Source organism: Rhodococcus sp. p52 (genome assembly GCF_000763325.2).
GTDB lineage: Bacteria > Actinomycetota > Actinomycetes > Mycobacteriales > Mycobacteriaceae > Rhodococcus > Rhodococcus pyridinivorans.
Genome location: NZ_CP016819.1, coordinates 2,675,276 through 2,693,796, shown reverse-complemented (window position 1 = coordinate 2,693,796; position 18,521 = coordinate 2,675,276). Strand labels below are relative to the sequence as shown.

At 68.6% G+C, this 18,521-nt stretch carries 14 protein-coding genes; 8 read left to right on the top strand and 6 right to left on the bottom strand.

From position 1 onward, the window contains the following. Positions 1–106: 106 nt before the first annotated feature. Together IM25_RS12505 and IM25_RS12500 are read left to right on the top strand one after the other, a co-directional pair. Positions 107–3,883, top strand: coding sequence for a multifunctional oxoglutarate decarboxylase/oxoglutarate dehydrogenase thiamine pyrophosphate-binding subunit/dihydrolipoyllysine-residue succinyltransferase subunit (locus IM25_RS12505; RefSeq protein ID WP_084295005.1), 3,777 nt, complete (start codon positions 107–109; stop codon positions 3,881–3,883). 170 nt (positions 3,884–4,053) lie between these two features. Beyond that, positions 4,054–5,847 (top strand): thiamine pyrophosphate-requiring protein, encoded by a 1,794-nt coding sequence (locus IM25_RS12500; protein WP_033097305.1) that lies wholly within the window; start codon positions 4,054–4,056, stop codon positions 5,845–5,847. Here the strand turns inward: IM25_RS12500 and IM25_RS12495 are convergent. After that, entirely contained in the window at positions 5,804–6,499 is a 696-nt protein-coding gene (locus tag IM25_RS12495; protein WP_033097304.1) for a TetR/AcrR family transcriptional regulator, read from the bottom strand. The genes IM25_RS12500 and IM25_RS12495 overlap by 44 nt on opposite strands. 70 nt (positions 6,500–6,569) lie before the next feature. Here IM25_RS12495 and IM25_RS12490 point away from each other — a divergent pair, with 70 nt between their 5' ends. From IM25_RS12490 to IM25_RS12480, 3 genes are read left to right on the top strand one after another with little or no spacing between them, the layout of a single operon-like run. Beyond that, positions 6,570–8,132 (top strand): flavin-containing monooxygenase, encoded by a 1,563-nt coding sequence (locus IM25_RS12490; RefSeq protein ID WP_033097303.1) that lies wholly within the window; start codon positions 6,570–6,572, stop codon positions 8,130–8,132. Next, a complete protein-coding gene (locus IM25_RS12485) occupies positions 8,129–8,956 on the top strand; it encodes an SDR family NAD(P)-dependent oxidoreductase (protein WP_065996078.1) in 828 nt (275 codons plus the stop codon). The genes IM25_RS12490 and IM25_RS12485 overlap by 4 nt, the downstream gene beginning before the upstream one ends. Before the next feature lie 8 nt (positions 8,957–8,964). After that, complete coding sequence (locus tag IM25_RS12480; protein WP_065996077.1) at positions 8,965–9,876, top strand: alpha/beta hydrolase; 912 nt, start codon at positions 8,965–8,967, stop codon at positions 9,874–9,876. 18 nt (positions 9,877–9,894) lie between these two features. On the opposite strand, the gene IM25_RS12475 is transcribed toward IM25_RS12480, so the two are convergent. The 4 genes from IM25_RS12475 to IM25_RS12460 form a co-directional block, all read right to left on the bottom strand. Further along, positions 9,895–10,851, bottom strand: a complete 957-nt coding sequence (locus tag IM25_RS12475; RefSeq protein ID WP_019288076.1) for a glycine betaine ABC transporter substrate-binding protein — start codon at positions 10,849–10,851, stop codon at positions 9,895–9,897. A gap of 132 nt (positions 10,852–10,983) precedes the next feature. Then, on the bottom strand, positions 10,984–12,177 hold the full coding sequence (locus IM25_RS12470; protein WP_033097302.1) for an NAD(P)-dependent malic enzyme: 1,194 nt from the start codon (positions 12,175–12,177) through the stop codon (positions 10,984–10,986). Positions 12,178–12,646: 469 nt separating this feature from the next. After that, positions 12,647–13,069: a hypothetical protein gene (locus IM25_RS12465; protein ID WP_006554312.1), complete on the bottom strand. Its 423-nt coding sequence runs from the start codon at positions 13,067–13,069 to the stop codon at positions 12,647–12,649. Beyond that, the gene (locus IM25_RS12460) at positions 13,066–13,920 is read right to left on the bottom strand and encodes a PHP domain-containing protein (RefSeq protein ID WP_006554311.1); all 855 of its coding nucleotides are present in this window, start codon (positions 13,918–13,920) and stop codon (positions 13,066–13,068) included. The genes IM25_RS12465 and IM25_RS12460 overlap by 4 nt, the downstream gene beginning before the upstream one ends. A 132-nt stretch (positions 13,921–14,052) precedes the next feature. Between IM25_RS12460 and IM25_RS12455 the strand changes: the two genes are divergently transcribed. Both IM25_RS12455 and IM25_RS12450 read left to right on the top strand, forming a co-directional pair. Then, the gene (locus tag IM25_RS12455; RefSeq protein WP_033097391.1) at positions 14,053–15,108 is read left to right on the top strand and encodes a magnesium and cobalt transport protein CorA; all 1,056 of its coding nucleotides are present in this window, start codon (positions 14,053–14,055) and stop codon (positions 15,106–15,108) included. Beyond that, the gene (locus IM25_RS12450; RefSeq protein ID WP_006554309.1) at positions 15,105–16,913 is read left to right on the top strand and encodes a hypothetical protein; all 1,809 of its coding nucleotides are present in this window, start codon (positions 15,105–15,107) and stop codon (positions 16,911–16,913) included. Before IM25_RS12455 ends, IM25_RS12450 begins: the two co-directional genes overlap by 4 nt. 52 nt (positions 16,914–16,965) lie before the next feature. On the opposite strand, the gene IM25_RS12445 is transcribed toward IM25_RS12450, so the two are convergent. Further along, the gene (locus IM25_RS12445) at positions 16,966–17,556 is read right to left on the bottom strand and encodes a suppressor of fused domain protein (protein ID WP_006554308.1); all 591 of its coding nucleotides are present in this window, start codon (positions 17,554–17,556) and stop codon (positions 16,966–16,968) included. Positions 17,557–17,630: 74 nt separating this feature from the next. Here IM25_RS12445 and IM25_RS12440 point away from each other — a divergent pair, with 74 nt between their 5' ends. Next, on the top strand, positions 17,631–18,476 hold the full coding sequence (locus tag IM25_RS12440) for a hypothetical protein (RefSeq protein WP_006554307.1): 846 nt from the start codon (positions 17,631–17,633) through the stop codon (positions 18,474–18,476). The last annotated feature ends 45 nt before the right edge of the window (positions 18,477–18,521 follow it).

Here is an 18,521-nt window from a genome sequence, read left to right as displayed (position 1 = left end):
CACCGACATGCGCGGTCAGTTCGGATCGTCACATGCCACGGGCTAGCCTCATATTCACAGGCGCTCCGATCGGGTACCGAAGAAAGAAACGAGGCGAACAACTGCCGTGAGCAGCAGCTCTACATCACAGTTCGGACAGAACCAGTGGTTGGTTGACGAGATGTACCAGCGCTTCCAGGACGACCCTTCGTCCGTGGACGCGAGTTGGCACGAATTCCTCACCGACTATTCGCCGGAAGCCGCGGTGGCCGGAGGCACCAACGGCTCCGACACCGCCACGACCGAGAAGCCCGCGCCGAGCACAGCATCTGCGCCGAGTTCCTCCGCTTCGGCCCCCACCAAGCCTGCACCGGAAACCGAGACCGCGTCGGCGAAGCCCGCACCGCAGGCCGAGGCCGCGCCGGCCAAGCCTGCACCGAAGGCGGAGACCAAGCCTGCGACGCAGCCGAAGGCCCAGGCCGCGCCCGCGAAGCCGGCTCCCAAGCCCGCCGCGGCCCCGTCGGGCCAGGCCACCGAGGACAAGAAGGTTCTGCGCGGCGCCGCTGCTGCCGTTGCGAAGAACATGAACGCCTCGCTGTCGATCCCGACCGCCACCAGTGTTCGCGCGGTGCCCGCGAAGTTGATGTTCGACAACCGCATCGTCATCAACAACCACCTCGCCCGCACCCGGGGCGGCAAGGTCTCGTTCACCCACATCCTCGGTTACGCGATCGTCCAGGCGGTCAAGGCGTTCCCGAACATGAACAACCACTTCGCCGAGGTCGACGGCAAGCCGAACCTCGTCGTGCCCGCGCACACGAACCTCGGTCTCGCGATCGACCTGCCCGGCAAGAACGGCCAGCGTTCGCTGGTCGTGGCGGCCATCAAGAACTGCGAGACGATGAACTTCGCGCAGTTCTACTCGGCCTACGAGGACATCGTGCGCCGCGCCCGCGACGGCAAGCTCACCGGCGACGACTTCTCCGGCGTCACGATCTCGCTGACCAACCCGGGCGGTATCGGCACCGTGCACTCGGTCCCGCGTCTGATGCAGGGCCAGGGCGCGATCATCGGCGCCGGCGCCATGGAGTACCCGGCCGAGTTCCAGGGTGCGTCCGACGCGCGGCTCGCCGAGATCGGCATCGGCAAGCTGCTGACGCTCACCTCCACCTACGACCACCGCGTGATCCAGGGCGCGGAGTCGGGTGAGTTCCTGAAGAAGATCCACGAGCTGCTCATCAGCGACGACTTCTACGACGGCATCTTCCACCCCCTGCACATCCCCTACGAGCCGGTCCGCTGGCGCAAGGACGTGCCGGAAGGTCTCGTCGACAAGCACACCCGTGTGCTCGAGCTCATCGCCGCCTACCGCAGCCGCGGCCACCTCATGGCCGACACCGATCCGCTGCAGTTCGTGCGCGACAAGTTCCGGTCGCATCCCGACCTCGACGTCACGACCCACGACCTGACGCTGTGGGATCTCGATCGCGAGTTCAATGTCGGTGGCTTCCACGGCCGCCAGAAGATGAAGCTGCGCGACGTGCTGTCGGTGCTACGCGACGCGTACTGCCGCCACGTCGGTGTCGAGTACACCCACATCCTCGAGCCCGAGCAGCAGCAGTGGCTGCAGGAGCGGGTCGAGGCGCACCACGTCAAGCCGACGGTCGCCCAGCAGAAGTACATCCTGAGCCGCCTCAACGCCGCCGAGGCGTTCGAGACGTTCCTGCAGACCAAGTACGTCGGTCAGAAGCGCTTCTCGCTCGAGGGCGCCGAGTCCGTCATCCCGATGATGGACGCGATCATCGACCAGGCCGCCGAGCACACGCTCGACGAGGTCGCCATCGCGATGCCGCACCGCGGTCGCCTGAACGTGCTCGCGAACATCGTCGGCAAGCCGTACTCGCAGATCTTCTCGGAGTTCGAGGGCAACCTGAACCCGGCCGCTGCGCACGGTTCCGGCGACGTGAAGTACCACCTCGGCGCCGAGGGCACCTACATCCAGATGTTCGGCGACAACGACATCAAGGTCTCGCTCACCGCGAACCCCTCGCACCTCGAGGCGGTCAACCCGGTGCTCGAGGGCCTCGTCCGCGCCAAGCAGGACATCCTCGACAAGGGCGAGGACGGCTTCACCGTCCTGCCCTTGCTCCTGCACGGCGACGCTGCGTTCGCCGGTCAGGGCGTCGTCGCGGAGACCCTCAACCTCGCGCTGCTGCGCGGCTACCGCACCGGCGGCACCGTGCACATCGTCGTCAACAACCAGGTCGGCTTCACCACCGCGCCGGAGCACTCGCGTTCGTCCGAGTACTGCACCGACGTGGCGAAGATGATCGGCGCGCCGATCTTCCACGTCAACGGCGACGACCCCGAGGCCTGCGTGTGGGTCGCGAAGCTCGCCGTGGACTTCCGCGAGAAGTTCCACAAGGACGTCGTCATCGACATGATCTGCTACCGCCGCCGCGGTCACAACGAGGGCGACGACCCGTCGATGACCCAGCCGGCGATGTACGACGTGATCGACACCAAGCGCAGCGTCCGCAAGAGCTACACCGAGGCCCTGATCGGCCGCGGCGACATCTCGCTCAAGGAAGCGGAAGACGCCCTGCGCGACTACCAGGGACAGCTCGAACGGGTCTTCAACGAGGTCCGCGAACTCGAGAAGTACCCGCCGGAGCCGTCGGAGTCGGTCGAGCTCGACCAGACCCCGCCGAAGCGTCTCGACACCTCCGTCGACCGGCCGGTGCTCGAGCGGATCGGCGACGCCTTCGCCGAGGCGCCCGAGGGCTTCACCGTCCACCCGCGCGTCAAGCCGGTGCTCGAGAAGCGTCGTGAGATGTCACGCAACGGCAAGATCGACTGGGCGTTCGCCGAGCTGCTCGCGTTCGGTTCGCTGGCCGAGGAAGGTGCCCTGGTGCGCCTGGCCGGTCAGGACTCGCGTCGCGGCACGTTCACGCAGCGCCACTCGGTCATCATCGACCGCAAGACGGGCGACGAGTACAACCCGCTCGCCTCGCTGGCCAACCAGGCCGGCAACGGCGGCCGCTTCATGGTCTACGACTCGGCGCTGACCGAGTTCGCGGGTCTGGGCTTCGAGTACGGCTACTCGGTGGGCAACCCCGACGCGCTCGTGCTGTGGGAGGCGCAGTTCGGCGACTTCGTCAACGGCGCGCAGCCCATCATCGACGAGTTCATCTCGTCCGGTGAGGCCAAGTGGGGTCAGCTCTCCGACGTCGTGCTGCTGCTGCCGCACGGCCACGAGGGCCAGGGTCCCGACCACACCTCGGGCCGCATCGAGCGCTGGCTGCAGCTGTGCGCCGAGGGTTCGATGACGGTCGCGGTTCCGTCGACCCCGGCGAGCTACTTCCACCTGCTGCGCCGCCATCACCTCGACGGCATCCGCCGCCCGCTGGTGGTGTTCACGCCCAAGTCGATGCTGCGCAACAAGGCCGCGGTCAGCAACATCGAGGACTTCACGCAGGGCAAGTTCCGCTCGCTGCTCGAAGAGGTTCCTTACGAGGAGGGCACGGCCGACCGGTCGAAGGCCACTCGTGTGCTGCTCACCTCCGGCAAGATCTACTGGGAACTGCTGGCGAAGAAGCAGAAGGAAGGTCGTGACGACGTCGCGATCGTGCGCATCGAGCAGCTGTACCCGGTGCCGCGTCGCCGCATCGCCGAGACGCTCGAGCAGTACCCGAACGCCACCGAGTTCTTCTGGGTCCAGGAGGAGCCGGCGAACCAGGGTGCCTGGCCGTTCCTCGGCCTCGCGCTGCCGGAACTGCTGCCCGACAAGCTCAGCGGTATCAAGCGCGTGTCGCGTCGCGCGATGTCGGCACCGTCGTCCGGCTCGAGCAAGGTCCACGCTGTCGAGCAGCAGGAGATCATCGAGAAGGCCTTCGGTCGCTAGAAGCTCCGTTTCGGATCCTTCGGGTCCTTGACGGTTCTCATGTGAGCCGGGTCGGTTCGTCCCCGCGAGGGGCGATCGACCCGGCTCACGCCTTTTTCCGGTGTGTTTCGGACCGGGCACGACGGGCACCCTCCGGAGGACCCCCGATCGTGTCCTGCGAGGAGCTACCGATGGCAAATCCGACCGTGGCCGACTACCTGTTGCACCGCCTGCGCGCGTGGGGGGTGGACCACGTCTTCGGATATCCCGGCGACGGCATCAACGGGATCCTCGCCGCCTGGACGCGCACCGGCAACGATCCGGTCTTCGTGCAGTCCCGGCACGAGGAGATGAGCGCCTTCGAAGCCGTGGGCTATGCGAAGTTCACGGGCCGGCCCGGGGTGTGCATGGCGACCTCCGGCCCGGGCGCGATCCATCTGCTCAACGGCCTGTACGACGCGAAACTCGACCACGTTCCGGTGGTGGCGATCGTGGGCCAGACCGACCGTTCAGCGATGGGCGGGTCGTACCAGCAGGAAGTGGACCTGCACACGCTGTACAAGGATGTGGCGTCGGCGTTCGTGGAAACGGTGACGGTGCCCGAGCAGTTGCCGAACGTCCTCGACCGGGCGATGCGCACCGCCATCGCGTACCGCACTCCCACGGCAGTCATCATCCACGGCGACGTGCAGGAACTCGAGTACTCCCCGCCCGGCCACGAGTTCAAGATGGTGCCGTCGAGCGTCGGCTTCGACCGTCCCCGGATCACACCGGACGACGACGCGATCCGGCGGGCCGCGGAGATCCTCAACGACGGGGACAAGGTGGCGATGCTCGTCGGCAGCGGCGCCCGCGGTGCGCGGGCGCAACTCGAGCAGGTCGCGGATCTGCTCGGCGCCGGGGTGGCGAAAGCCCTGCTGGGCAAGGACGTGCTGTCGGACGAGTTGCCATGGGTCACCGGATCGATCGGGTTGCTGGGCACGCGGCCCACCCACGAGATGATGACCGGCTGCGACACGCTGCTCATCGTCGGTTCGTCCCTCCCCTACAGCCAGTTCCTGCCCGAATACGGCCAGGCCCGCTGCGTGCAGATCGACATCGACCCGAACATGATCGGGATGCGCTATCCGAACGAGGTCAACCTCGTCGCGGATGCCGCCGCCGCGCTCGACGCGCTCGTCCCGCTGCTGCAGCGCAAGGAGGACCGGTCGTGGCGTGAGGGCATCGAGCAGAACGTGCAGCGCTGGTGGCAGACCATGGGACAGCAGGCGGAGGTCGAGACGGAGTTCGTCAATCCGCTGCGGATGTTCGCCGAGGCCTCACCGCGACTGCCGGACGATGCGATCGTCACCGCCGACTCGGGTTCGGCCGCCAATTGGTATGCGCGCCAATTGCAGTTCCGCGGTGACATGCGCGGTTCGCTGTCGGGCACCCTCGCGACGATGGGTCCGGCGGTGCCGTACGGGATCGGCGCGAAGTTCGCGCATCCGGGTCGTCCGGTGGTCGCGTTCGCCGGCGACGGGGCGATGCAGATGAACGGCATGGCCGAGCTGATCACCATCCAGCGGTACTGGCAGCAGTGGACCGATCCGCGGCTCGTCGTCGCGATCATCCACAACAACGATCTCAACCAGGTCACCTGGGAGATGCGTGCGATGGGTGGGGCACCGAAATTTGCGGAGTCCCAGTCGCTTCCGGACGTCGACTACGCTGCCTTCGCGCGCAGTCTCGGGCTGGGCGGCGAAACCGTGAAGTCCTCGGACGAGATGGGCTCGGCCTGGGATCGCGCGCTGGCCGCGGACCGTCCGACGGTGCTCGACGTGTACACCGATCCGGACATGCCGCCGATCCCGCCGCACGCGACGTGGGAGCAGTTCACCGATGTCGCCAAGGCCGTGCTCGCCGGTGACGAGAACCGTTGGGGCTTCGTGAAACAGGGCGTCAAGACGAAGCTGCAGGAGTACCTTCCCGGAAACGATCGCTGAGAAACCCCCCGGCCGGAGCAGCGTCACCGGCCGATGAGTGGAGCGAATGTGCCGCCAGCGCAACGCCGGACAGCGCCGCGATGGCCAGTTCGACGAACTCGTCGCGGGTGAGTTCGGGATCGCGTAGCCACGCGATGGTCGTGTCCTCGACGAAGGCCACCCAGCCGCGCACGGCGAGCCGCACGGCGGGCGTCGGCTCGATCCCGATGGCGGGCAGGTGCGCGACGGTCCGGTCGACGAGCGCTGTGCGGGTGTCCTCGAAGGCCGCCCGCATGTCGGGGTCGCCGCTGGTGGCGCCGCGCAGGATCGAGACGTACATGTCGCGGCGCCGGGTGACGTAGTCGACGTACGCGACGAGCGTGCCGCGCAGCATCTCGATCGGTTCGAGACCTTCGTCCGGTGCGGTGTACTCGACGAGATCCTGGCCGACGCATCGCACGAGTTCGACGTGGTAGTCGTGCTTCGAGGCGAAGTAGTGGAACAGCAGCCCCTTCGAGACCCCGGCCCGATCGGCGACCTCGTCGACGGAGATCTGTTCGAGGGGCCGGTCGGCGAGCAGTTCGAGACCCTGTTCGATCAGCTGGGCCCGGCGTTGGGCGGGACCGAGGCGGGTCCGGCGGGGGCCGGGACTGTCGTCTGTCACGTCCACCATGCAAACACCGTTATTGAATTATGGTCAACAAGTGTTGACCAGGTCACTGGAACGCTCTAACCTCAAGTACATGAGTCTTCCGGTTACAGATACCGTCGCCGACGCGGAGATCCGTCAGGTCGACACGCTGATCATCGGCAGCGGGTTCGCCGGGCTCGGTGCGGCCATCCGACTGTCGCAGGCGGGCAAGGACTTCCTCGTGCTCGAACGCGCCTCCGAGGTGGGCGGCACCTGGCGCGACAACACCTACCCCGGCGCGGCGTGCGACGTGCCGTCGAACCTGTACTCCTACTCGTTCGCCCTCAACCCCGGCTGGACGCGCTCGTTCTCGCCGCAGCCGGAGATCCAGAAGTACATCCGCTCGGTCGCCGACCGGTACGACGTGCGGCGACGCACTGTCTTCGGGTGCGACGTGCAGACGGCCCGCTGGAACACCGCGACGCACCGCTGGGACGTGGCCACCACGCGCGGGAAGTACAGCGCCAAGGTCGTGATCTCCGCGGTGGGCGCCCTGTGCGAGCCGTCGCTCCCCGACATCGAGGGCATCTCCGGTTTCGAGGGCGAGATCTTCCACTCGGCACGGTGGAACCACGACGCCGACCTCGCCGGCAAGCGCGTCGCGGTCATCGGCACCGGCGCCTCCGCCATCCAGATCGTGCCGGCCATCGCCGGCACCGTGGGCCATCTCGACGTCTACCAGCGCACGGCACCGTGGATCCTCCCCCGCTTCGATCGCGAGTACACCGCTCCCGAGCGGTTCGCCTTCCGGTTCATCCCCGGCTTCCAGCGCCTTTCACGCGCCCTGCAGTACACCGCCCGCGAGACGCAAGTCGTGGGTCTGGCCAAGGCGCAGGCCTTCATGAAGCCGCTCGAGCTCGCCGCGCGCATCCAGGTCCGGCGGCAGATCCGCGACAAGGAACTGCGCCGGAAGGTCACGCCGAACTACGGTATCGGCTGCAAGCGCATGCTGATCTCGAACAACTACTACCCCGCACTCGACCGGCCGAACGTCGACCTCGTCACCGACGGCATCGCCCGCGTCACCCCGCGCGGCATCGTCACGAAGGACGGCACCGAACGCGAGGTCGACGCGATCGTCGTCGCGACGGGCTTCCACGTCACCGACTCGCCGACCTTCGCCGGCATCTTCGGCAAGGAAGGCCGTTCGCTCGCCGAGGTCTTCGACGAGACCGGCATGCGGGGGTACAAGGGCAGCTCGGTCGCCGGATTCCCGAACCTGTTCTTCCTCGTCGGACCGAACACCGGACTCGGGCACACCTCGATGGTGTACATGATCGAGTCGCAGCTCGAATACGTCGTCGACGCCGTTCGCACGATCGATCGCAACCGCATCGGCACGGTCGAGGTCCGCGAGGACGTGCAGGACGAGTACAACCGCGACCTGCAGCGCGCGATGCGGTCGAGCGTGTGGAACAACGGCGGGTGCGCGAGCTGGTATCTCGACAAGCACGGCAACAACACCACGCTGTGGCCGGGATTCACCTTCGAATTCCGCCGTATCACCCGCAGATTCGACCTCGAGGCGTACCGTAGCGTCGCCGAATCGGATCTCCCCGTCGCCACCGACCGTCCCGCGCAGGAGCGCACGTCCCGAGAGGCAGCAGTTCGATGAGTGATGTCGCAGGCCGGGTCGTCGTCGTCACGGGCGCGGGTTCCGGGATCGGCCGGGCCCTCGTCCTCGCCCTCGCGGCCCGAGGCGCCCGCCTGGCGATCTCGGATGTCGACACCACAGGGCTCGAGGAGACCGCGCGTCGCGCACGGGAACTCGGCGCCGAGGTGAAGGCCGACCATCTCGACGTCACCCAGCGCGAGAAGGTCCTCGAGTACGCCGAGCAGGTCGCCGCCCACTTCGGCGCGGTCCACCAGGTGTACAACAACGCGGGCATCGCCTATCACGGCGACCTCGAGCGCACCGAGTTCAAGGACATCGAGCGCGTGATGGACGTCGACTTCTGGGGAGTCGTCAACGGCACCAAGGCTTTCCTGCCGTATCTCATCGCGTCGGGCGACGGCCACCTGATCAATGTCTCGAGCCTGTTCGGTCTGCTGAGCATCCCGGGTCAGGCGGCGTACAACTCGGCGAAGTTCGCCGTGCGCGGCTTCACCGAGGCGGTGCGGCAGGAGATGCTCGTCGCGCGGCATCCCGTGCAGGTCACGTGCGTGCATCCCGGTGGTATCAAGACCGCGATCGCGCGCAACGCCGCCGTCCCCGACGGCGACGACCAGGCGACCTTCGCGGAGTTCTTCGACCGCAAGCTCGCACGCACGACCCCCCAGGACGCGGCGAAGACCATCCTCACCGGTGTGCGGAAGAACAAGGCGCGTGTACTGATCGGCGCCGATGCGAAGCTGCTCGACGCCTTCGTCCGCGTTGCCGGACCGGCCTATCAGCGTGTCGTCGCCACCGTGACCTCCCGGGTCGTGCCGAGGGGATAGGCTGCGGCATGCCTCCGACACCGCAGTTGTCACCGCGGGTGGCGCGTACCGCCCTGCGTCCTCTCTTCCGTGCCCTGCTGTCGCCGCGCTGGTCGTTCGCCACGCAGCGCCGGTTGCTCGACCTCGCGGCGCCGTTGCAGTTCCTCCCGAAGGACACCGTGGTGCGCCCGATCCGTCTGGGAGGACGCCCCGCCGAGCGGATCACGGTGGGCGCCACCGAGCGGACCACGGCGATCCTGTACCTGCACGGCGGGGCATACACCGGCGGGTCGCTCGCCACGCACCGCTCGCTCGCGGCGCATCTCGCCGCCGCGTCCGGAGCGGCCGTGTACGTCCTCGACTACCGGCTCCCGCCCGAGCATCCCTATCCGGCGGCGTTGAACGACGCCGAGGCGGCCTATCTCGAACTCGTCAGCGAGCACGGCTTCGAGGTGTCGAGCATCGCGATCGCCGGCGACTCGGCCGGCGGTGGCCTCGCCGCGGCCACCACACACCGGCTCGTCGACCGTCACGGGATCACCCCGCCGGCGCTCGGATTGTTGTCGCCGTGGACCGATCCGGCCGCCCGCGACCTGCCCGACGTGAACGACGTCGTTCTGAACAAGGGCTGGGTGTATTCCTCGGCCGAGGCGTATCTCGCCGGAGGCGATCCCACCGATCCCGGTTACGCGCCCATCCACGCCGATCCCACGGGTCTGCCGCCGACGCTCATCCAGGTGGGCACCGCGGAGATGTTCCACCCACAGGTGCGGCAGTACGCCGAGAAGCTCCGGGCGGCGGGCGTCGAGGTCACCCTCGTCGAACAACCCGAGCTGTGGCACGTCGCGCCGTTGCAGGCGTCGCTCGTTCCCGAGGCCGCCGCGGCGATCTCCGACTTCGGTGTGTTCCTCCGCGACCGGATGGGCACCCGCGCGGGCTGAGTACTCGCGGGGTGCCGTTCACGCTCCGGCGTGTTCGTCGATCCATTCGCGGGCCACGGTCTCGGGATCGTCTCCCTCCTCGACACGCGCACGCAGTTCGGTGAGATCGCTCGTGGTCAGTTCACCCGCGATGGTCCGCAACGCGTCGAGTTGTGCCTCGTCGAGGGTGCCCTTGCGGAAGACCGGGACGACGTTCTGGGCCGGCAGGACCGGGGCGGGCGCATCGTCGGCGTTCGTGTCGTCCTGCGGGCTGCGGTCGGGTGCGTCGGGCACGGTGCTCACGGGCGAATCCGCGTCGATCTCCGCGAGGGCGGACGACGTCGTGGTGGTTCCGACGACCGTGTCGGGTTCCGACGCGACGGCGACGGACTGTGCATCCTCGATCCGTCGCACCTCGCGCGGGCGGCAGTCGGCGCGTTCGAGGGCGGTGAGTCCACCGGCGGTGTCGAAGTCCTCGGTCACCGCGAAGGTCAGGTCGGCGCAGCGGCCGGCGAGGTCGGCCACGCGGCTCACCGACCATTGCGTGAGCCGTTCGCGGTCGGCGAGCAGCACCGCGCGGTCCTGCGCCGAGGCGTAATCGGAGATGGTCAGTTCGTCGGGCAGTGCGCGCGCCAGCGCTTCGAAGACGTCCTCGGCGTCGGTCGCGTCGGCACCGGGATCGTAGGACGCGAGCAGCCGTCCCGTGTAGCCGGGGATCAGTGTGAGATCGGCGGCGTCGAGCGCTGGGGTCGGATCGGCGACGCCGGAGCGGACCTGCACGTCGATCCCGCTACTGCGCAGCGCTCCCGCGTACAGCTGCGCGAGCAGTTCCTCGTCGGGCCGCTCCCCCGCCCCGACGATCACCGTCGTCGACGGTGCCGCCTCGTCGAGAACGGGCGACGCACACCCCTGGAGCACGGCCGCCGCCGCGCATGCGGTGAGCACCGTCGCCGCGACCGGCCGGATCCGTCTCGCTTCGTTCGCCACGGCGGTCATTGTCGCCCACCGGTGCGCCACGGTCCGCACGTGCCCGACCGTCCGGCCCGCCGAGACGCCGAACGCCCCGGTCCGGAACCCTTGTGCGGTTCGGATCGGGGCGTTCGGTGCGATCTCGCCGGGAGCGAATCCCTAGTCGGTGACGCCTTCGGCCTTCGCCGCGGCCGCGACGGCCTCGGCGACGGCGGGCGCCACGCGCGGGTCGAGCGGGCTCGGGACGATCTTGTCCGCAGCCAGTTCGTCACCGACGACCGAGAGGATGGCCTCGGCGGCGGCGAGCTTCATGCCCTCGGTGATGCGGCGGGCACCTGCGTCGAGAGCGCCCTTGAACACACCGGGGAAAGCCAGCACGTTGTTGATCTGGTTCGGGAAGTCGCTGCGACCGGTCGCCACGATCGCGGCGTGCTTGTGGGCGATGTCGGGGTGGATCTCCGGATCCGGGTTCGACATCGCGAAGATGATGGCGTCGTCGGCCATCGTCGCGACGATCTCCTCGGGCACGGTGCCCGACGACACGCCGAGGTAGACGTCGGCGCCGTCGAGCGCCTCGGCGATGCCGCCCTTGCGGCCCTCCGGGTTGGTGCGGGAGGCCAGATCGGCCTTGATCTCACCGAGATCGGTGCGGTCGGAGGAGATGATGCCCTTCGAATCGAGCACCACCACATCGCGCGCACCGGCGGCGAGCAGGATGTTCGTGCACGCCACGCCGGCAGCTCCGGCGCCGGAGATCACGATGCGCAGGTCGGCGATGTCGCGGCCCTGCACCTTCACCGCACCCTTGAGGGCGGCCAGGGCGACGATGGCGGTGCCGTGCTGGTCGTCGTGCATGACCGGGCAGTCGAGCGCCTCGATGACGCGCTTCTCGATCTCGAAGCAGCGCGGAGCCGAGATGTCCTCGAGGTTGACGGCGCCGAAGGACGGACGCAGCCGGATGAGGGTCTCGACGATCGCGTCGGGATCGGTGGTGTCGAGCACCAGCGGGATGGAGTTCAGGCCCGCGAACTTCTTGAACAGCGCGGACTTGCCCTCCATCACCGGCAGCGAGGCACGTGCGCCGATGTTGCCGAGACCGAGGACCGCGGTGCCGTCGGAGACGACGACGACCAGGCGGTTGGTCCAGGTGTAACGGTCGACGAGGGTCTCGTCGGCGGCGATGGCCCGGCAGACCTGGGCGACACCGGGGGTGTATGCAATGGACAGATCGCGCTGGTTCTCGAGCGGCGCGGTCAGTTCGACCGACAGCTTGCCGTCGACGTGACTCGAGAAGATCTCCTCGTCCGTCAACTCGAGCTTCTGAGGGGTAGGTGCATCAGACACAATTGACACGATGACACTCCTGCGTGTTCCGAGTCGACCTCTGGACTCGGTTGCTGCGAAAACACCGCAGTTCGATGCATCTCACACACGTGCATGCATCGAGTTGCAGCGCTTCGCCAAGGACATTGGATTGAAGCTTCCGGGCGCGATCACGACTGCCGCTGTACAACGCTGTACGGCTTCCGGAACGTGATGGAGCCGGGGCGGGTGGCCCTGGCATCGAGCCCTGGGTGATCTAGCCCTGGGTGGGTCTGCCATCCTTCGTCCGATTCCGGGGTATTCCGGCTTTCGGATTGCCGCAAGTTTGCCACCTTCGCAGACGAACAATCAAATCGGCATCGATTGCGAAGGTCTCACGGTTTTGTCGCCTCACCTGTGAGTTTACGTGCCGTGAACACCGCGCCGCGGGCGCACCGCGATGAATTTCCGCAGTTACACGATGGCTACCGACGGGTAGCCGAGACGGCACTCGGGGCCGTCATCCCCACCACTGAGTGATCATCAGAATCGATGCAGTGAAGATCACCACAAGGCTCGACAGGAGTGCTGTGCCACCCGAGCGTCGATCCGCCGTCACCTGGGCGATCACGGCCACGAGCGCGGCGACGACGTGCGCGGCGACCGAGGTGGCGCCCGGGCCGGGGAAACCGCGGTCGCCGGCGAGGTACTGGGCCCCGCACACCACGAACGTCAGGACCAGCACCGCCCCGCACACCACACCGGAGAGAGCGCGGAGGGCGCGGACGGGCAGACTCGCGCGGCGCGATGCGGGTTCGTACGGATCGGCGTAGTACCCCTCGTCCGGGTAATACGGTTCGTTGTAGTACTCACTGTCGTAGTAGTTTTCGTCGTTCGGCGACCCGTACTCCTCGTCCGGATACCGCGCACCCCGTCGCCTCATCCCTCGAGCACCTCCACACCGGTCGCGCAGTCGAGCAACGCCTCGTACGCCGCCGGAGCCGTGGTGAAGCTGCCGAGCCTGATGGTCTTGTTGTCGCCGTGATAGTCGGACGATCCCGTGACGACGACCCCGAGCGACCGCGCGAGATCGCGCATCGTCCGCACATCCTGCTCGTCGTGATCGGGATGATCGGCCTCGACACCGCCGAGCCCGAGTTCGGCGAGTTCCTCGATGTGGTCGAGGGCGAGGAGCCGCCCACGCGCACGTGCCCGGGCGTGCGCCACCACCGGCACACCGCCCGCGGCCGTCACCATCTTCACGGCGTCGGCGAGCGGGGTATCAGCCTTCGGTACGTAGTAACGGCCGCGCGGCGACAGCAGCTCGGTGAAGGCGTCGGCCACCGTGGGCACCACACCGGCGGCGACGAGCGCCCGCGCCAGATGGGGCCGGCCCGCGGCGGGGCCCGCCTCGGCGAGCACTGCGTCGATGTCGATCGGCAGACCATCGTCCGCCATCCGCACACCCATCGCCCGGATCCGCGACACCCGTTCACCACGGAGCCGCTCGAGTTCGGCGACGAAGACCGGATCGTGCGGGTCGAACAGATAGGCCAGCAGGTGCACGGCGACCGGGGCGCCGTCCTCCCCGCGTCCCGTGCAGGACATCTCCATTCCCCGGACGAGACGCAGGCCCGTCGGCAGGGCCGCTGCGGCCTCGTCCCATCCCGCGGTCGTGTCGTGGTCGGTCAGGGCCACGACGTCGAGACCCGCCCGGGCAGCGGCACGGACCAGTTCCGCGGGACGGTCGGTGCCGTCCGATGCGGACGAGTGGGTGTGGAGATCGATACGCACGCCACCAGTCTGTCAGGTCGGCGGGCTAGCATGATTGGAGCTGCCCCGCCCGGTCCCCGTCGACGGGCGACCGCCCCGCCGCGGGCCTGCGACCGGGCCGCGTCCCAGCGGCATGCCGTGAGGAAGGACAACATGCCGCACCAGCCTTCTCGTGCCCCCCGTCGCGGCCCCACTCCCCCGGTCCCCACCGAGCAAGCGGTGGTCGACTGCGCGGTCTACGTCGACGGGCACCGCCTGCCCGGCCGCTACAGCCACACCGAGGCGGTGGCAGAGGTACGTCGGCGCGGTACGGGATTCGTGTGGCTCGGGCTGCACCACCCCGACGAGAAGCAGATGACGAACGTCTCGCACACCTTCGGACTCCACGAGCTGATGGTCGAGGACGCCGTCCACGCCCACCAGCGCCCGAAGCTCGAGCGCTACGACGACGTGCTGTTCCTGGTGCTGCGCACCGTCAGTTACATCGAGCACGAGTCGGTGACGACCACCAAGGACATCGTCGAGACCGGCGAGATCATGTTGTTCACCGGCCCCGACTTCATCGTGAGCGTGCGGCACGGCGACCACTCCGAGCTCTCGCACGTGCGCAAGCGCCTCGAACGCGACCCCGATCATCTGTCCCGCGGTCCGGCGGCCGTGCTCCACGCGATCGCCGACCACGTGGTCGACTCCTATCTCGCCGTCACCACGGCCGTGCAACCCGACGTCGACGACATCGAGGAACTCGTGTTCACCCCCGACACGCGGATCGCGGTCGACCAGATCTACATGCTCAAGCGCGAGATCGTGCAGTTGCGCCGCGCCGTCGTGCCGCTCGCCGAACCACTGCAGCAACTCATCCGGGCGCCGGGCAACCCGATCCCGAAGGACGTCCGGCGCTACTTCCGCGACGTCGCCGACCACCACACCACGGTGTCCGACCGCATCGCGGCCTTCGACGAGACGCTCGGCACGCTGCTCGACGCGGCGATCGCGAAGGTCACCGTGCAGCAGAACACCGACATGCGCAAGATCTCCGCGTGGGTCGCGATCGCCGCCGTGCCGACGATGATCGCCGGGATCTACGGCATGAACTTCGATCGCATGCCCGAACTGCATTGGCAATACGGCTATTACGTCGTGCTCTCCGCGATCGTCGCGATCACCGTGGGACTGTTCGTCACCTTCAGGCGCAACAACTGGTTGTGACCACCGAACTCGACCGCCCCTCGACACGCGCTGCGCAGGCTGCGCGATCTCCTCGGCGCCACGTGCTCGCCGTCGCCCTCGCGCTGATCCTGCTGCAGACGATCCTCCGGACCGTGGTGGCCGCGACCGGCGAGTTCTACTGGGACGACCTGATCCTCGTCGGGCGCGCGGGGTCGTATCCGCTGCTGTCCGACGCCTTCCTGCGGTACGACCACGACGGTCACCTGATGCCCGCCGCCTTCCTCGTGGCGGGGATCGCCACGGCGATCGCGCCGCTGGAATGGTGGCCGGCGGCGGCCTCGCTCGTGATCGGTCAGTTGCTCGCCTCGCTGGCGGTGCTGCGGGTGCTCTGGTTGCTGCTCGGCCCGCGACGCGCTCTGTGGGGACCGTTGCTGTTCTATCTCCTCACGCCGCTGACGCTTCCGGCCTTCGCGTGGTGGTCGGCCGCGCTCAACGCGTTGCCGCTGCAGGCCGCACTGGCCTGGGTGGCGGGAGATGCGCTGCAGTACAGCAGGACCGGCCGGCGCCGTCATATCGTGAGCGCCCTCGTCGTCACCGCTGTGGCGCTGGTGTTCTTCGAGAAGTCGGTCCTCGTTCCGTTCGCCGCGTTCGCGACGGTCGCCCTCGCACACCACGTCGACGGACTCGTTCGGCCGATCCGCAGCACGTGGGCGCAGGCCCGGCCGTTGTGGCTCGGCTCGGCGGCCGTGCTGGTCGTGTGGGCGGTCTGTTACTCGACGATCGTCGAATCCCGGTTCGGGATCCCGCCGTGGTCGATGGTGGCCGGGTTGACCCATCACGGCATCTCCTACGGGCTGTTGCCGTCGCTGCTCGGGGGTCCCTGGGAATGGGAGCGGTGGAATCCGAGCCCGCCCTGGGCCGATCCCCCGCTCGTGCTCGTCGTGGTCGCGTGGCTCGCTGTCGCGGGCGCCGCAGCGTGGACGGTGCGCCGGCGACGGCGGACGGGGCCCGTGTGGTTCGCTGTGATCGCCTACATCCTGGCCTCGCTCGCGGCGATGATCAGCACCCGCTTCGGTCCGGAGACCACCTACGAACTCGCGCGCACTCTGCGCTACTTCGCCGACTCCGCCGTGGTCGTCGCGATCGCCGCGGCGCTGATCCTGCGCGCCCCGCGACGAGGCACGACGTCCCGTCCTCGTGCCGTGCGTGCGGCCGCCTGGACCTGCGCGGCCGTGTTCACCGTCGGCTCCCTGTGGTCGACCGTGACGTTCGCGCGCAGCTGGTCGGACAATCCGACGGGCGATTATCTCGGGGCGGCGAAGGCGGCGCTCACGGCCCGGCCCGACGAGCCCGTGCTCGATCACCCGGTGTCGGTATGGATCCTGCTGCCCGTCACCTACCCGCACAACCTGGTGGGGTCCGTCTTCTCCGCGCTGCCCGTCCGGTCCGACATCCGCGACCACGCGACCGACCTGTGGGTCCTCGACGATCTCGGTCACCGCACTCCTGCCGACCTGCTGCCGCTGCGCCTCGTCCCGCCCGGCCCCGAGCCCGACTGTGGCCATCGCGTCACCACCGACGCCGTCACGGCCGTGCCGCTCGATTCCCCCGCGGGCGACTGGGAGTGGACCGTGCAGGTGAACTACCGGGCCTCCGCCGACGGCACGATCGACCTCGGCTTCCCCGGCCGCGCATCCGTTCCGGTCCCCGTCACCGAAGGACTCGGGACGGTGTACGTCCGCGTCTCCGGGGACGGGTCGGCGTTGCAGGCGCGCTCGTCCACCCCCGGCACGACCGTGTGCCTCGGTGCCGGATCGCTCGGAGTGGTCGTGCCGCGGGGGTGACGGCGGGCCAGCGTGGCGCGTCCGAGCGCGCGGTCCGTGAGAACCGGGACGGTCACAGACGTGCTTGCGCCCGGCGCGGGTCGCTCAGGTCGATGCCCGCTTCCTCCCACGCCTCGCGCAGCGCCTCGGTTCCCTTCAGCCGCTTCCAGGCCGCCTCGGTACCGGTGATCGGGCGGGCCTCGAAGAAGTGGACCGGATCGGAGGGCTCGGGCAGTTCCAGCGACGGCACGTCGGCCGTCTCGAGCAACACCGCGGTGAACGGAGCGCCCGGCCACAGCGGCTCCCCGAGATCGAGCAGGGCGTCGTCGGTGAGGACCACACCCTCCACGGCGGGCAGCGCCGCGAGCACCGCGAGGGTGCGGTGGACGCCGGCGGTGACGCCCTCGTCGTCGCGCAGGCTGAGCACCAGTTCGGCACGCGGCCCGCGCGTCGGGTCGGCCACCATGTCGGTCGGGTCGCCCATCGGGTGCCGGGAGCACCCCAGGGTCGCGTACCGCAGGAGCTCTGCACCACGGAAGCGGAGGACCTCGATCGGTTCGAGACCGAGGAAGGTCACCGACGCCGATTCCGGCTCCGGATCCCCCGGCACGGTCAGATGCTCGGTGAGGTGGCTGCGGACGGTGGCGAGAACTGCGTCGGTCACCCCTGCAATGTAGTCCCCGTCCCCGCACATGCGGTTCACACCCAGACCTGTGCACCGCGCGGTACCGTCGACGCGTGGCTCGCGACACCGGTTTTCCGGTCTCCGATGCCGGCGACGATTTCGCCCGGCAACGCCGGCGCGCCGAGTACGCCCGGCTGATCGCATGGCTGCGCCGCGAACCGGCCGACGTCAACACGGTGCTGCCCTTCGACGACGTCGTCGCAGCCCTCGGACGCCTCGGTGAACGGCGACTCGGGTTGCAGATCATCGAGGTCGCCTCGATCGTCGGCAGCGTCGACCGTGCCGACGACTTCGACCGCCGTTTCCGCCCCACCTCGGCACGCCTGCGCGCCAGGTGGGAACGCATCGCGGCCGCGCGGCGGCGCGGCGAGGCCATGCCCCCGATCTCTGTGTACCGGGTGGGACCGATGCATTTCGTGCAGGACGGGCACCACCGTGTGTCCATCGCCTACGCGCAGGGCGACCGCACCATCGACGCCTACGTCACCGAGATCACCACGAAGGTGCCCGCGGAGGGCATCACCGCCCGTCCCGATCTCGTGCGCAAGGACCACTTCAGGATGTTTCTCGGCCGCGTTCCCCTGCACGGCGCGGCCCAGGACACGATCCGCGTGTCCGACCCGTGGGGATACGCCGAACTGGCCGAGGCCGTCGAGGCGTGGGGTTTCCGCTTGATGCAGGATCTCGGCGAGTACCTCACCCGCGAGGAGGTCGCGCGGCGCTGGTACGAGGAGGAATTCGTCCCCGTCGTCGCGATGGCCCGGGAAGCGGGGATGTTGCGCTCACGCACCGACGCCGAGGTGTATCTGTGGATCGCGAGCGAGCGGTACCGGCTCGTGCGGCGGCACGTGTGGAGCGAGGAGATCGTCGACGAGCTCCGTAGCCGCGCACCCCGCTGACGGCTTCGGTGGATCCGACCCCGCTTTCCGGGGTCGGATCCACCG